This window comes from Mesorhizobium sp. M0060, from assembly GCF_040323155.1.
Classification (GTDB): domain Bacteria; phylum Pseudomonadota; class Alphaproteobacteria; order Rhizobiales; family Rhizobiaceae; genus Mesorhizobium.
The window spans coordinates 1-14,695 of the sequence record NZ_JAMYUP010000025.1; the positions used below are offsets into that span (position 1 = coordinate 1).

At 63.1% G+C, this 14,695-nt stretch carries 14 protein-coding genes; 7 read left to right on the plus strand and 7 right to left on the minus strand.

The features are described 5' to 3' along the window. Together NKJ94_RS22105 and NKJ94_RS22110 are read right to left on the minus strand one after the other, a co-directional pair. On the minus strand, positions 1–533 hold a 533-nt coding region (locus NKJ94_RS22105), incomplete at its 3' end, for a hypothetical protein (RefSeq protein WP_352527802.1). Between the two features lie 4 nt (positions 534–537). After that, the gene (locus NKJ94_RS22110) at positions 538–1,209 is read right to left on the minus strand and encodes a TetR/AcrR family transcriptional regulator (RefSeq protein WP_352527804.1); all 672 of its coding nucleotides are present in this window, start codon (positions 1,207–1,209) and stop codon (positions 538–540) included. A gap of 85 nt (positions 1,210–1,294) precedes the next feature. Between NKJ94_RS22110 and NKJ94_RS22115 the strand changes: the two genes are divergently transcribed. Continuing rightward, positions 1,295–1,768 carry a carboxymuconolactone decarboxylase family protein gene (locus NKJ94_RS22115; protein WP_352527806.1) on the plus strand — a complete coding sequence of 158 codons (474 nt, stop codon included), beginning with the start codon at positions 1,295–1,297 and terminating at the stop codon, positions 1,766–1,768. Between the two features lie 123 nt (positions 1,769–1,891). Here the strand turns inward: NKJ94_RS22115 and NKJ94_RS22120 are convergent, their stop codons facing one another. From NKJ94_RS22120 to NKJ94_RS22140, 5 genes are all read right to left on the minus strand, one after another. Continuing rightward, positions 1,892–2,803, minus strand: coding sequence for an aminoglycoside phosphotransferase family protein (locus NKJ94_RS22120; protein WP_352527808.1), 912 nt, complete (start codon positions 2,801–2,803; stop codon positions 1,892–1,894). Positions 2,804–2,894: 91 nt separating this feature from the next. Further along, the gene (locus NKJ94_RS22125; RefSeq protein ID WP_352527810.1) at positions 2,895–3,344 is read right to left on the minus strand and encodes a DNA polymerase III subunit chi; all 450 of its coding nucleotides are present in this window, start codon (positions 3,342–3,344) and stop codon (positions 2,895–2,897) included. A gap of 30 nt (positions 3,345–3,374) precedes the next feature. After that, positions 3,375–4,871 carry a leucyl aminopeptidase gene (locus tag NKJ94_RS22130; RefSeq protein ID WP_352527941.1) on the minus strand — a complete coding sequence of 499 codons (1,497 nt, stop codon included), beginning with the start codon at positions 4,869–4,871 and terminating at the stop codon, positions 3,375–3,377. A gap of 86 nt (positions 4,872–4,957) precedes the next feature. Next, complete coding sequence (locus NKJ94_RS22135; RefSeq protein WP_352527812.1) at positions 4,958–5,341, minus strand: VOC family protein; 384 nt, start codon at positions 5,339–5,341, stop codon at positions 4,958–4,960. Positions 5,342–5,414: 73 nt separating this feature from the next. Beyond that, entirely contained in the window at positions 5,415–6,581 is a 1,167-nt protein-coding gene (locus NKJ94_RS22140; protein ID WP_352527943.1) for a flavin-containing monooxygenase, read from the minus strand. Between the two features lie 354 nt (positions 6,582–6,935). Here NKJ94_RS22140 and lptF point away from each other — a divergent pair, with 354 nt between their 5' ends. The 6 genes from lptF to rsmA all read left to right on the plus strand — a co-directional run bounded on the left by lptF (position 6,936) and on the right by rsmA (position 14,624). Next, positions 6,936–8,138: an LPS export ABC transporter permease LptF gene (gene lptF, locus NKJ94_RS22145; RefSeq protein ID WP_352527814.1), complete on the plus strand. Its 1,203-nt coding sequence runs from the start codon at positions 6,936–6,938 to the stop codon at positions 8,136–8,138. Continuing rightward, entirely contained in the window at positions 8,135–9,220 is a 1,086-nt protein-coding gene (lptG, locus tag NKJ94_RS22150) for an LPS export ABC transporter permease LptG (RefSeq protein ID WP_352527945.1), read from the plus strand. The genes lptF and lptG overlap by 4 nt, the downstream gene beginning before the upstream one ends. Next, positions 9,220–11,637, plus strand: a complete 2,418-nt coding sequence (locus NKJ94_RS22155; RefSeq protein ID WP_352527816.1) for an LPS-assembly protein LptD — start codon at positions 9,220–9,222, stop codon at positions 11,635–11,637. The genes lptG and NKJ94_RS22155 overlap by 1 nt, the downstream gene beginning before the upstream one ends. A gap of 118 nt (positions 11,638–11,755) precedes the next feature. After that, the gene (locus NKJ94_RS22160; protein WP_352527818.1) at positions 11,756–12,682 is read left to right on the plus strand and encodes a SurA N-terminal domain-containing protein; all 927 of its coding nucleotides are present in this window, start codon (positions 11,756–11,758) and stop codon (positions 12,680–12,682) included. A 13-nt stretch (positions 12,683–12,695) separates the two neighbouring features. Continuing rightward, on the plus strand, positions 12,696–13,724 hold the full coding sequence (pdxA, locus tag NKJ94_RS22165; RefSeq protein WP_352527820.1) for a 4-hydroxythreonine-4-phosphate dehydrogenase PdxA: 1,029 nt from the start codon (positions 12,696–12,698) through the stop codon (positions 13,722–13,724). 66 nt (positions 13,725–13,790) lie between these two features. Further along, positions 13,791–14,624 (plus strand): 16S rRNA (adenine(1518)-N(6)/adenine(1519)-N(6))-dimethyltransferase RsmA, encoded by an 834-nt coding sequence (gene rsmA / locus NKJ94_RS22170; RefSeq protein ID WP_352527822.1) that lies wholly within the window; start codon positions 13,791–13,793, stop codon positions 14,622–14,624. The last annotated feature ends 71 nt before the right edge of the window (positions 14,625–14,695 follow it).

Here is a 14,695-nt window from a genome sequence, read left to right on the forward strand (position 1 = left end):
TTTATATTCCACCGCCCCCGGCGGGGCCCCTCCCGCAAAACCCGGACGCCCGGGGGCGGCCGGGCCCCCCGCCCGGCCCCGGCGCGCAGGAGGGGGTCGAGGGCCCGCATCGGGATGCCCTCGGCATCGCCCGGACCGACGATGAAGGTGTAGGGGCCGGGGGCAACGGTCGGGATCAGGCCGGCCTCGTCGCGAAAGATTTTGTCCGGCAGCTGCGGGCTGACCTGGCGCGGATTGTCGGAATGGTTGAACTGCAGCGTCGAGGCGAGCACCGTCCTGCCGCCGGTGGCGGCAGTCAGGGTCAACACGGTGCGCTGCTGCGAGACGATGCGCTCGGCTCTTGCCGTAAGATCGACCAGCACCCGCACCGGCGCATCGCGTGCGCTCAGGGGCACCGTCACCGGCTTGAATCGGCCCTGGTCGTAAACCCGCCAGGTACCGATCTCATGGCCGGAGAAATTGGTCATCGCCCAGGGGTAGACGACGCCGATGCCGGTACCGATGAGCAGGATCAGGGCGAACAGAGAGCGCATGAGGTCAAGACCCGGTATTCGGCGCGTTGGCGCAGTCGCGGGCGCGCTCCATTTCGTCCAGGAGCATGTCAAGGCCGAGATCAAACGTCCGGTCAAATTCGGCGCTGCCGAAATAACGCCCGGCCGCAGCTACTTTTGGAAAATCCTGTGCCAGTTGCTCGTCACTGACGGTGGTCACAGCCGAAGGCCCCTTCGCATAGCCGGCAGTCTCGTCGAGGATGGCACCCATCAGATAATAGCCGGTGGTGCGGAACAGCCGTGCACCAAGTTCCGGTCCGAAGCCGCCGGCCTCGAACAGGCCAAGGATGCCGTTCAGCCAGGCAAGGCAGGTCGGCGAATTCATCCGGTAGGTGACGAAGAAGCTGGCGAAAGCCGGGTGCTCACGCGCGACGCGGCGGAAATCCTGCACAACGATGCGCAACCTTTGTCGCCAAGCTAGATCCTCGTCAGGCATTTCGAGCGAGCCGATCAGCCGGTCCACCAAGGCTTCGAAGAGATGCGCCGCCGAAGGAAAGTGGTGGTAGATACTCATAGCCTCGCAGCCGAGTGCAGCCGCCAGCTTGCGCATCGAAAAGCCGGCGAGGCCCTCGCTCTCGATCACCTTCAATGCGGCATCCTCGATTATTTCGCGCGACAGCCGGCCGCGTGTTCGCTTTTTCTTGATCGACGAGTCCATGGTTCCGCTCGACAACTTACACTGTAAGGTTCATTTTCTGAATTACCTTACATCGTAAGGTTTAAAAAAACCAGAGGAGAACGCCATGAACAGCTTCCGTATCGTTTCATCCACGACCCCTTCGCTTCATCGTGCATCCCTGCTCGCCTCCATGGTCTGCGCCCTGACCTTGACGCTGGCCTCCGCACCGGCCCATGCTGACGATGACGCCACCATCAAGGACATCCAGTCGACCATGGGCGGGGTGCCCGGTTTCGTGAAGCAATTCCCGAAAGCCGGTCTGCCCGGTGCATGGGCCGAGGTCAAGGCCATCCAGCTCAGCGACAAGACGGCGCTGCCGCCGAAGGTCAAGTCGCTGATCTCGCTGGCGGTGGCGGCGCAGATCCCGTGCAGCTACTGCGTCTGGTCGGACACGCAGGACGCCAAGCGTGCCGGCGCCACCGACGAGGAGATCCAGGAGGCGGTCGCCGTTTCGGCGCTGACCCGCCATTGGAGCACCATCTTCAACGGCATGCAGGTCGATTTCGATACGTTCAGGAAAGAGATGGGCGGGCAGTGACATTGAAGCCCACGAAATGACTACGGCCCGTAGCCGTGGGCCGTTGTCTTGTGTCCCCACCGACGGCGTCCGTAACCTTGCTGTGGGTCCGGGCGAAATGACGGCATCCCAAGCAAAGCCGGCCTATAGGCGACGGGCCCAGCGGTGGTCCGCCAGCACATCCTCGATAACCCGCCACGATTTTTCCGCCTCGCGCTGGTTGCCGTCATGTCCAGAGGCGACGATCAGCGCCTTCCACAGCGCCCAGCCCCGAGCGCGCGCCCAGCTGTGCTTGTCAAGGGCAATGGCGTCGCGGAACGCCCGGCGGCTCTCGCCGTAAAATTCCGTCCATGCGATCACCAGGTCACAGGCAGGATCGCCGATAGCCGAACTGCCGAAATCGACGACCGCGCAGAGTTTGCCATCTTCGACGAGCAGATTTCCCGAGGCGACGTCGCCGTGGACCCACACCGGTGGCCCTTGCCATCGCGAGCCAAGCGCGGTCGCCCACGCCGCCTCGGCGGCGGCCTTGTCGATGCGGCCGCCGAGCGCCGAAAGCGCGGCTCGGGTCTCGGCGTCGTAGACTGAAAGCCGGCCGCCGCGATGGAAATTATGCTGCCCTGCCGGTGGCCCGCCAGCGGCGTCGATGCGCTGGAGCGCAACCAGAAAGCCGGCCAGCGAACGGGCGAACTCCGTGAGATCGGCAATCAGTTCGGCAGCCGCCGGCCTGCCGCCTAGCCAGCGATAGACGGACCAAGGCCATGGATAGCCGTCCGCGGGCGCGCCTTTGGCCAGCGGCACGGGTATCGGCAGAGGCAGGTGAGGCGCGAGGCGAGGCAGCCAGCGATGCTCCTTCTCGACCTGGGCAACATAGGCGGCAGCACTGGGCAGCCGCACCGACATGCTATCGCCCAGCCGGAAGGTGCGGTTGTCCCAGCCGCCAGGCTCGACCGGCTCGACCGGCAGGTCCGCCCATTCGGGAAACTGCGCGGCGATCAGCCGGCGAACCAGTCCGGCATCTATCGAAATGCCTGGCGTTTGTTCATTGGGCTGCATCGGGCTTGCTCAGATCTTCTGGACAGCCGGTGGTCCATCTTTTTGTTTGTCGCTTTTTGCGGCGCCAGTGATTCCCTTGGCTGCAAATGCTCTAAGCCTTGCGTTCCCAGCGCCGGTCGGGTGTTTGCTGCCAGTAGGTCACGGTGTGGCCGGCCTCCTTCATTGTCTTCCAGTGCGTGCGTGCCGCCTCTACCTGGGCCGCATCATGGCCGTCGAACAGGAACACGGCGCGCTCGTAGCCGCCAAGCACCGGCGGCACCGCGCCGTCGACCAGGAACCGTATCTGCGCCTGGTTCGGATTGTCAGGGCCGACGGTCAAAAGCACCGGCTGCTCGGCGGGATGGGCTTCGCGGTCCGTTGCATGGGCCAGGAACGAATCATCCCGGAAAGTCCACAGATGCTGGTCCAGCGCGTCGCGCCTCTCCTCGGTGCCGGTCTGCACCACGGCGCGCCAGCCGCGATCGATGCTGCGTTCCAGGAGGCCGGGCAACGCGTCCTCCAGCGTCGATTCGGTCAGGTGATAGAACAGGATTTCGGCCATGGCTTCAGTCTAAATCATTTGGTGCGCCGCTCATTGCTCGTAATGATCGCGCACCAGTCGGTCGAGCAGCCTGACGCCGAAGCCGGAAGCCCATGACTGGTTGATCTCGTTGGAGGGCGCGCCCATCGCGGTGCCGGCAATGTCGAGATGCGCCCAGGGCGTGTCCTTGACGAAGCGCTTCAGGAACTGCGCGGCGATGATGGCGCCGCCATAGCGACCGCCGATATTCTTCATGTCAGCATTCTTGGACTCGATCAGCTTGTCGTATTCGGCGCCGAGCGGCATGCGCCACAACCGCTCCTGCGTCGCCTGCCCGGCCGCCGTCAGCCGGTCCGCCAGCTCGTCATTGTTGGAGAACAAGCCGGCATAATGCTGGCCGAGCGCGACCATGATGGCGCCGGTCAGCGTCGCCAGATTGACCATGAATTTCGGCTGGAAGCGGTCGTTGCAGTACCACAGCGCATCGGCTAGCACGAGGCGGCCCTCGGCGTCGGTGTTGAGCACTTCGATGGTCTGGCCCGACATCGAGGTGACGATGTCGCCCGGTCTCTGGGCGTGGCCGTCGACGGCGTTTTCGACCAGCCCGACAATGCCGACGACATTGGCCTTCGCCTTGCGCGCGGCGAGCGCGTGCATCAGCCCGGTGACGGCAGCAGCGCCCCCCATGTCGCCCTTCATGTCCTCCATGCCGGAGGCCGGCTTGATCGAATTGCCGCCGGTATCGAAGGTGACGCCCTTGCCGACGAAGGCGACCGGCCTTTCCTTGGCCTTGCCGCCGTCCCACCGCATGACCGCCATGCGGGCGCCACGCGGCGAGCCCTGGGCGACGCCGAGCAGCGAACCCATGCCGAGCTTCTTCATCTCCTTCTCGGCCAGGATCTCGACCGTGACGCCGAGCGCCTCCAGTTCGCTGATGCGGGCGGCGAATTCCACCGGTCCCAACACATTGGCCGGTTCATTGACCAGATCGCGCGCCAGCAAGACGCCGTCGATCACCGCCGCTTCATCGGCGAAGGCCTTCTTTGCAGCCGCCGGATCAGCGGTGTGAATGGTCACCTTGACGGGCTTTTTTGGCTCGCGCTTGTCGTCACCATTGTCCTTTTTGGTCTTGTACTTATCGAAGGCATAACTGCGCAGCAGGATGCCCGCGGCAAGCTGAACCGCTTGCCTGCCGCCGATGGCGGCACCGGGAAGATCGAGCACGACGGCCACTTCGGTTGCCTTGCGAAAGGATGCTGCAATCGTGCCGCCGAGCTTCAGCCAGGCGTAGTCATCAAGATTGGAGATCTTGCCGGCGCCGAGCGCCACCAGCCGCTCAAGCGATGTCCCTTCCGGCGCCAGCACTTCGACCAGGCTGGCGAATTTGCCGGTGAAGTCGGCGACGGGAAAAGCCCGCTCGAGGGTCTTTGCCGGATCGCAGGCCCTGGCGGCGTCGCCGAGGCCGCCCTCGTCGGCTGCCAGAATGAAGACGCTGCCCTTTTTGGGGGCGGCGAACTTGGCGAAGGCGATCAAGGGTCTCGAATTCATCATGTCCTGCTTTCGGGGAAGTGCTTTGGATTATCGGGAGAAGCGTTCGATTGGGCAGATCGGACCTAAGGTGCCGCGTTGTTGCGTCAGTGAGCGGCGGGTTGAAACAGCTCGATGACGTTGCCCGATGGGTCTTCGAGCAGGGTTTGGGAACCGCCAACGCCCGTTATGATATCGTTGCGAAAGACAAGTCCAGCACTCTTGAGGCGCGCAACCTCTTCTTTCAGGTCCGGCACCACCAGGAGGACGCGGTTCCAGCCTCCCGGCAGCGGCTGCCGGCCATCCGGCATCGCCCGTGCACCCGAACTGCCGGGTCCGCTTAGAAGGAGCCGTAACGCGCCGCGCGTGACGGAGGCAAAAGCCGGCCGCGCATCCCGTTCGACGGCGAAGCCCAGATGTCCACAATAGAAGTCGATCGAGGTGGCGACATCATCGACCATGTAGCGAATGCTGACTGGCGTCATGATCATTGACCTTTCGGTTCGAGCACGTTCCAACAAGGCGTGTCCATTGCAGGCGGAACACTCGGCATAGTCCTGCTCATTATCGCTGCTTGACAATCCGCGCCGCTATCGCCTTAGCCTGAATGCGGGCATTGGCGAAACAACCGCGAATGCTCGGCCGCATGCCGGTAAACCACAGGCCGGGCAATTTCGGGTCAGTCTCCCCGCCGTTGAAAAGCGGAACGCCCTTGCCGTCGAGAACGCCGAGCTTGCCGACCATCTGCTCCAGCCCGGTGCGGTAGCCGGTCGCCGCGATGACGATATCGGGCGTGATCAACCTGCCGTCATTCAATATGATGCCGTCACGGGTAAATTCCCGCAATGGCGGCACCACCACGATCGTGCCTGCCTTGATGGCGCGAACCGCGCCGTCATCGGCTGCGATCGCGGTGTAGTCGGCGCTCAGACGGCTCGCACCTCCCATGGAGGCCGGCGGAAGCCCGAATTTCGTCAGGTCGCCGAAAACCAGGCGCTGCGTCGCCGCCATCACCGCATCGGCAATCCGCACCGGCAAGCGCGCCATGAAAGGCGAAAGCCTGTGGACGGCGATCTTGCCGATGCGTTTCGGCAGCAGCGACGGGCCATTGCGAGCCGACAGCCAGATGCTTTCAGCGTCTGCATCCGCAAGATGATTGAGTATGTCGAAACCCGAATTGCCGGCACCGACCACCAACACCTTTTTGCCGGCATAGTCCCTCGCCTCGCCGAAATCGGCCGAATGGATGATCCGGCCGGCAAAATCGTTCATGCCTTTCCATACCGGAATGAACGGCTGCCGATCACGGCCGGTGGCGACGACGACATGGCGTGCCGGACGGGGTCCGGCATTGGTCTGTACGGTCCAGTGATCGCCATCGAATGCCATCTCTTCGACGGCAACGCCGAATGTGACAGGCAGCCTGTGCACTTGGCTGAAATCGTTCAGATGGCGAATGACGGCGGTTCTGTGCGGGAAGGCCGGGGTGCCTGCAGGATAGTCGACGCCGGGCAGTGACGAGAGGTCGCGATGCGTGTTGAGACGCAACCGCTGGTGACGCCGGTGCCAGGGTTCGGCAAGCCGGCTCTCCTTTTCCAGGACGAGCGTCGGTACGCCGGCCTTCATCAAGGCGTGGGCGGCGGCAAGGCCGGCCGCGCCGGCGCCGATCACGATTGCGCCGTCAAAGACCGCTTCCCGACCGATTTGACCGCGCAATTTTTCCGCTTCCATACTGGTACTCAACAGAGCCTGACCCGTCTTATCACGCGGCGGCGGTCGCGACCGGCGCGACATTTGGTCGTTTTGCCGCATTTGACAAGACTTTGGCCGAAATCGCTCCCATATGCGATATCGAACCATCTACGATTCGTCGCGGCACGGCCCCGCTTCCCGCCGCAACCTGTTGTTAACCAACAATGTTCGCCCTTTCTTATCCATTGCCGCCGACACTCCGGCCCAGCGGAATTTGCGATACGGAACGGAACCCAGATCGAACCGCCAAACTGAGCCAGTTGTGCAGCCGGCGCCGGACGACTACCTTATTCCAAGGCATGATGCCGTTCGAAACCGCCGAGAAAAGCCTTCATGAAGGTCGTTGAACGTTACATCATGCGCCGTGCTTTCGCGGTATTCGCGCTGGCGCTCGTTTGGACGCTGGCGATCGTCTGGACGACGCAGGTGCTCGCCCGCATCGATCTCGTCACCGACAGCGGTCAGTCGGCCCTCACCTTCTTCGAAGTCGCAGCGCTGATCATCCCGTCGATCGTTCCGATCGTCGTGCCGTTCGCACTGGTGGTCGCGGTCGCCCAGATACTCAGCGTGATGAATTCGGATTCGGAGCTGGCCGTCATCAATGCCGCCGGCGCTTCACGCTGGACCATCGTCAGGCCGATCATGCTTCTGGCACTCGCAGCCAGCGTTTTTTCGTTCGCCGTCGACAATGGCGTCGACCCTTACGCACGCCAGAAGAACCGCGAGTTGATAGCGTCGTCGCGTGCCGATCTGTTGTCGTTGATCATCCAGGAAGGCACCTTCCGCAAGATCGATGATGGCCTGTTCCTGCAGGTTGGCGAACGGCTTCCCGACAATCGCCTCGGCGGCATCTTCGTCGCCGATTCGCGCGAAGAAGGCGTCAATCTCATCTATTACGCCAAGACCGGCAGCATCATCGAACGCGGCGACGAGAAGGTGCTGATGATGAATGACGGCGTCATCCATCGCAAAACCATGACCGGCGACCTCTCGGTGATCCGGTTCACCTCCTATGCCTTCGACTTGTCCGCTTTCATGTCGGCCTCATCTGACATCCTGCTTTTGCCGAAGGACCGGACGACGCAGTATCTGCTCAATCCGAGTCCGAACGACAAGATGTACCAGCAAAAGCCGAACAGGTACCTAGCCGAGCTCAACCAGCGTTTTTCCGAGTGGTCCTATTCGCTCGTCTTCGCGCTGATCGCGCTTGCCGTCGCCGGAGATGCGCGCTCGCATCGCGAGGCGCGCGTGCATCCGCTGATCACGGCAATCGCGATCGCGCTGTTCGTGCGCTGGCTCGGGTTCTTTGCCGCCGGCAAGGCCGACAAGGTGCCGCAATATGCCTATATGGTCTACGGCGTCCCGATCCTGGCGTCGGCGATCGCCATCTGGTTCATCGTTTCCAACCGGACCATGGAACTGCCGGTTGCCTGGGCCGATTGGATAACCAATCTTGCCGGCCGCTTCAATGACGGCTGGAGCGCCATCAAGCTCCGCTTTGCCGGGCGCGGCGCATCCGGACAGGGAGCCGGCTGATGGGCTGGACTCTGGGTCGGTACTTCTTCTTTCGCTATGTGACGATCACCATCTGGTTCTTCATCGGCCTTTTGGCGCTGGTGTTCCTGATCGATTTCACCGAGCTTTCCGGCCGCACGACCGGCGTGCCGGGCTTCACCTACACAACTGCGTTCGCCATTTCGGGGCTCAGGATGCCGATGATCATGCTGCAGACGGTGCCGTTCGTCGGCCTGTTCTCGGCGATGGCGACCCTGGTGTCGCTCAACCGCAAATATGAATTGGTCATCGCCCGTTCCGCCGGGGTTTCCGCATGGCAGTTCCTGCTGCCGTGCTGCATCGGGGCGCTGCTGTTTGGGGCCTTGTCGGTTGGCGTCATCAATCCGATAGCCGCGCACGCCTATTCCTGGTCCGAGCAGATCGAGACCCAGCTCCGTTCGGGCAAGTCGAACACCGTCTCGGCCGACGCCGCGCCCTGGATCAGGCAGAAAACCAGCTCCGGCGATACCATCATCGGCGCGCGCGCCATTCTCAATCAAGGCCTGGAGATGGCCGACGCGGTCTTCTTCAGTTTCAGCCCGCAAGGCGACATCATCGAGCGCAAGGATGCCGCCCACGCCTTTTTGCGGGACGGCTACTGGGAATTGCAGGACGTCAAGGTGTTCCGGGACGGCACCATCCAGTCGTTACCCAGCGATCGGCTGCCGACCGATCTCAAGCCGGAATTCGTGCAAGAGCGGTTGGCGCGCCCTGAGACCATCCCGTTCTACGATCTGCCCGGCAAGATCGAGGTGGCCCGCTCCTTCGGCCTCAAGGCAAATGCCTTCGCCATGCAGTTCGATTCCCTGATTGCGCTGCCCTTCCTGCTCGTCGCGATGACGCTGATTGCGGCAACGGTATCAATGCGATTTGCGAGGATGGGGCAGTCGGCGACGATGATTCTGGGTGGCATCGTGGCCGGCTTTCTGCTTTATGTCGTTTCGGTGCTGGTCAAGGCATTCGGCGTAGCGGGATTCGTACCCACTGCCGTAGCGGCTTGGGTCCCGGTTGTCGTGGCTATGTTCTTCGGGGTGACATTCCTGCTATACAAGGAAGACGGCTAGTGAGGGAGGCGGTTTTGCGCAGCCATAGGCACGCCGGTTTGGCACGCCTCTCTGCGGCGAGCGCCTTGGCATGCCTGCTTGCCGGCGCCGCCCCGGTTGCTCCGGCTTTCGCCCAGGACGTCAGTGAACTGGCAACGAAGGTTCCGAGTGGCACGCAGATGCTGCTTGCAGCCGATACGCTGGTCTACGACAACGACAAGCAGACCGTGACGGCCGTCGGCGGCGTCCAGATCGACTATGGCGGCAACCGTCTCGTCGCCCAGCGGGTCGAATACAACCGCAACACCAAACGCCTCGTCGCCAGCGGCAATGTCGAAGTCGTCAATAGCGACGGTACCAAGATCTATTCGCAGCATGCCGACATCACCGACGATTTCGCGGACGGCTTCGTCAACGCGCTGCGTGTTGAGACCATCGACAAGGCGTATTTCGCCGCCGAAAGCGCGGAGCGCATGGGCGGCGTGCTGACGACGTTCCACAATGGCGTCTACACTGCCTGCGAGCCGTGCGAGGACAAGCCCGACAAAGCGCCGACCTGGCGCATCAAGGCCAGGAAGATCATCTGGAACGGCGAGAAGAAGACGGTTCGCTTCGAGAATTCGAATTTCGAGTTCTTCGGCTTTCCACTGGCCTATCTGCCGGCTTTCGAGATCGCCGACCCGACGGTCAAGCGCAAGAGCGGCTTCCTGATCCCCGGCGTCGCCTACAAGAGCGATCTCGGCGTCGGTGTTAAAGTCCCCTATTATTTCGCGCTCTCGCCGACCTACGATCTAACTGTCACCGGCAGCGGCTATACCAAGCAGGGTTTCCTCGGTGAGGCCGAGTGGAGGCAGCGCTTCAACAACGGTCAGTACAGCCTGAAGATTGCGGGCATCCGGCAAGAGAATCCCGACGCCTTCGTCGACGACAATGGCCACAACGTCAGTTCGGGTACCGGGGGCGACCCGAACAGGTTCCGCGGCATGATGGGCACTCAAGGCCAGTTCGCCATCAACCCGCGCTGGGACTTCGGCTGGGACATCCTGCTGCAGAGCGACAAGAATTTCTCGCGCACCTACGACATCGACGGCTTCAACGATAGCGTACACCGCTCCGAGGTGTACCTGACGGGGCTTAACGATCGCAATTATTTCGATGTGCGCGCCATGCACTTCGACGTTCAAGAAGACACGCTCGCCAGCGATCCGACCGCCCGCGCCGCCAAGCAGCCCTGGGTGCTGCCCTCGCTCGACTACGCCTATATCCCCGACACGCCGGTGGCCGGCGGGCAGCTGTCGTTCGACGTCAACGCGCGGGTCATAGACCGCGACAGGCTCGATACTGCTCTTGCAAATTCGAGCATCCCTTCGTCCGTCAACAACGTCCGCGGCATCGACGGTCAATCCGGCCGCCTTACCGCGGAGGCCGAATGGAAGCGCACCTTCACCACCGATGGCGGGCTGCTGCTGACGCCGCTCCTGGCGCTGCGCGGCGACGCCGGCTATGTCAACGCCTCCTCGGCCTCGCTCGACGCCATCAACCAGATGGCGACCAATCTCGGCGTTGAGGACGATATGCGTTCATCGCTTGCCCGCTACATGGCGACCGCCGGCCTTGAGATGCGCTGGCCGGTGCTGTTCTCGATGACCAGTTCCAGCCATATCTTCGAACCGATGGCGCAAGTGTTCATGCGTCCGAACGAGCAATATGTCGGCGGGCTGGCGGTCCCCAACGAGGACGCCCAGAGCTTCGTCTTCGACGCCACGACGCTGTTCGAGCGCGACAAATTCTCGGGCTATGACCGCATGGAAGGCGGCACACGCGCCAATGTCGGGCTGCGCTATTCCGGCGCATACGACAATGGCTGGAGCACCAATGCGGTGTTCGGCCAATCCTACCAACTCGGCGGCCAGAACTCGTTCGGCACGCCGGACCTGGTCAATGTCGGCGCCTATTCGGGTCTTGAGACTGCAACCTCCGACTATGTCGGCCTTGTCGGCTTCAACAGCCCCAGCGGGTTTTCCGGCTCGGTCAGCGGCCGTTTCGACGAGCAAAGTTTCGAGATCCGCCGCGCTGAGGTAAAGGCCGCCTTTTCAGGCCTGCCGGTATCGCTGAGCGCCAAGTACGCCTTCATCCAGGCGCAGCCGCTCTATGGCTTCTCGACAGATCGCCATGAGGTTACGCTCGGCGCCTCGACACATCTTGCTGAGAATTGGCGCGTCTTTGGCACCGGCACATATGATCTGGAGCAGAGCATTCTGGTCAAGGACGGGGTCGGCTTTGCCTATAGTGATTCGTGCTTTACCTATTTGATGACGTTTTCGGAAAGACGTGACCTGAACACCAAGGAAGTATCGCAGAACGTCGGCTTCAACCTGTCGTTCCGCACGCTCGGCGATTTCGGCTCGTCGCAACGCTCCATCGACACCATCCAATAACGGGGCAGCAGTCGGCAACGGGGCGGCTGGCGGACGACATTGTTTCGCCGCATAGAGCAGGCACGAATTTCGGCGGCCTGAACTGGGATAGGTTGGGCCGAATCGGGATGGAATTGGGATGCTTTCGATGAGGAAATACCTCTTTTCGGCAGGGTTCGCGCTGCTGGTGGCGGTCTCGATCACCGCAGTGACGCGGCCGGTTTTCGCCACCGAGATCAAATACGTCGTCAACAATATACCGATCACCACCGGCGACATCCAGCATCGGGCCGCTTTCCTGCGCCTGCAGCACAGAAAGGGCGATGCCGGCCAGGAAATGATCGACCAGACGCTGCGCATAGCCGAAGCCCGGCGGCTCGGCATCCGCATCAGCGACGCGCAGGTCGATGCCGCTTATCAGCGTTTCGCCACGAGCAACAAGATGCAGCTCAAGCAGCTTGACGGCGCCATGGCGCAATCCGGCGTCTCCAAGGAGCATTTCAAGGAGTTTATCCGGGCGCAGATGGCCTGGAACCAGGCGCTGACCGCGCGTTACCGTTCCGGCGACGGCGGCGGCGCCATGAGCGAGCAGGACCTCGTCAAGCGCATGCTCGAGCATGGCGGTAGCAAACCGAGCGCCACCGAGTACATGCTGCAGCAGGTCATCTTCGTGGTGCCGGCCGCCGAGCGAAGCGCGACGCTGTCCAAGCGCAAACGCGAAGCCGATGCCATGCGCGCCCGCTTCAACGGCTGCAACACCACGCGCGAATTCGCCAAGGGCCTGATGGATGTCACCGTTCGCGATCTCGGCCGGGTGCTGGCGCCGCAATTGCCGGCGGACTGGGCCGAGCAGATAAAGGCTACAAAGGTCGGCGGCGCCACCACCACGCGCGAAACCGACCGCGGCGTCGAATTCATCGGCATCTGCTCGTCGCGCGAAGTGTCAGACGACAAAGCCGCGCAGATGGTGTTCCAGAGTGAAGGTTCGAGCGACAAGAACGCCGACGAGATCTCGAAGAAATATGTCGAGGAGTTGCGGAAGAAAGCCCGCATCATCGAGCGCTGAAGTCGCGATAGCCGTGCCTGACGCAGAGCTTCCGCTGGCGTTGAGCGTCGGCGATCCGTCCGGTGTGGGGCCGGACATCGCCATCGCCGCTTGGCAGGCGCGCGATAGCGCTGGCGTTCCGTCTTTTTATCTTCTTGCCGACCCGGCACTGATCGCCGCGCGGGCGCACAGGCTCGGCGCCGATATTGCGATGGCCGAGACAACGCCGGCGCAAGCGCCGGGGATGTTTTCGCGCGCGCTGCCGGTGGTGGCGCTTGCTGCCCGTTTCATCGACAGTCCCGGCCGCCCGGATCCCGCCAACGCCGCCGGCATCGTCGAGGCGATCGACCGCGCCGTTGCCGACTGCCTGGCCGGCCGCGCTGCCGCGGTTGTCACCTGCCCTATTGCCAAGAAGCCGCTCTACGATGCCGGCTTTCGCTTTCCCGGCCACACCGAATATCTGGCGCATCTGGCATCGCTTCATACCGGCACCGAGGTGATGCCGGTGATGCTGCTTGCCGGACCGGACCTGCGCACCGTGCCGGTCACCATCCACATCGCGCTGGCCGCAGTGCCGAAGGCGCTGACGACGGACCTTATCGTCGCCACCGGCCGCATCACCGCCGCCGACCTTGCCAGCCGCTTCGGAATTACCAAGCCGCGGCTTGCCGTTGCCGGCCTCAACCCGCATGCCGGCGAAGGCGGCGCCATGGGCACCGAAGACGAGCGCATCGTACGCCCGGCGATCGACAGGCTGAGGCAGGAAGGGATCGACGCCTTCGGGCCATTGCCGGCCGACACGCTGTTTCATGCTCGCGCCCGCGCCGGCTACGACGTGGCGCTCTGCATGTATCACGACCAGGCGCTGATCCCGGCCAAGGCGCTGGCGTTTGACGAGGCGGTCAACGTCACGCTCGGCCTGCCCTTCATCCGCACCTCGCCCGACCACGGCACCGCCTTCGACATCGCTGGCAAGGGCATCGCCCGCGCCGACAGCCTGATTGCGGCGCTGAAGCTCGCTCGCCTGCTTGCCGATACCGGGACAAGGGCCGTAGGCCCCTGAGCCCAATCCAATGAGCCCAATCCGATGGCCCTAACCCGATGAGCCCAGCCCAATGAGCCCAGCCCAATGAGCATAGACGGGCTGCCGCCGCTACGCGAGGTGATCGAGCGCCATGGGCTGCAGGCGAAAAAAGCGCTCGGCCAGAATTTTCTGCTCGACCTTAACCTCACAAGCAAGATTGCGCGAACCGCCGGCGACCTGAGCAATGTTACGGTCATCGAGGTCGGTCCCGGCCCTGGCGGGCTGACCCGGGCACTGCTCCTCAACGGCGCCCGGCGGGTCGTCGCCATCGAACGCGACGAGCGCTGCCTGGCGGCCCTGGCCGAGATCTCGAACCACTATCCGGGCCGGCTCGAGATCGTGGCCGGCGATGCGCTGAAAACCGATTTTGCAGCGCTTGCTAAAGGGGAAAGCGGCGGGCCGGCGAAAATCGTCGCCAACCTGCCTTACAATATCGGCACCGAATTGCTGATCCGCTGGCTGACTGTTGCCGAGTGGCCGCCCTTCTACACATCGATGACGCTGATGCTCCAGCGCGAGGTCGCCGAACGCATTGCAGCCAGCCCCGGCAGCGATGCCTATGGCCGACTCGGCGTGCTGGCAGGCTGGCGGACGGAGGCGAGGATTGCCTTCGACGTGCCGCCGCAGGCGTTCACGCCGCCACCCAAGGTGACGTCCTCGGTGGTGCATCTGGTGCCGCGTGCCAGCCCCTTGCCGGCAGAGGTGAAACGGCTCAGCCGCGTCACCGAAGCGGCGTTTGGCCAGCGCCGGAAAATGCTGCGGCAGAGCGTGAAAAGCCTCGGCGGTGAGGCGCTGCTTGCCCGTGCCGGCATCGATCCGACCAGGCGCGCCGAGACGCTGAGCGTCGAAGAGTTCGTGCGGCTGACCAACGCGGTGTGATGCCGGGACGCGTCTGCGTGGAATTTCCGCTCTCACGGCATAGATAGCCGGACAAACCTGCCCGGAGACAA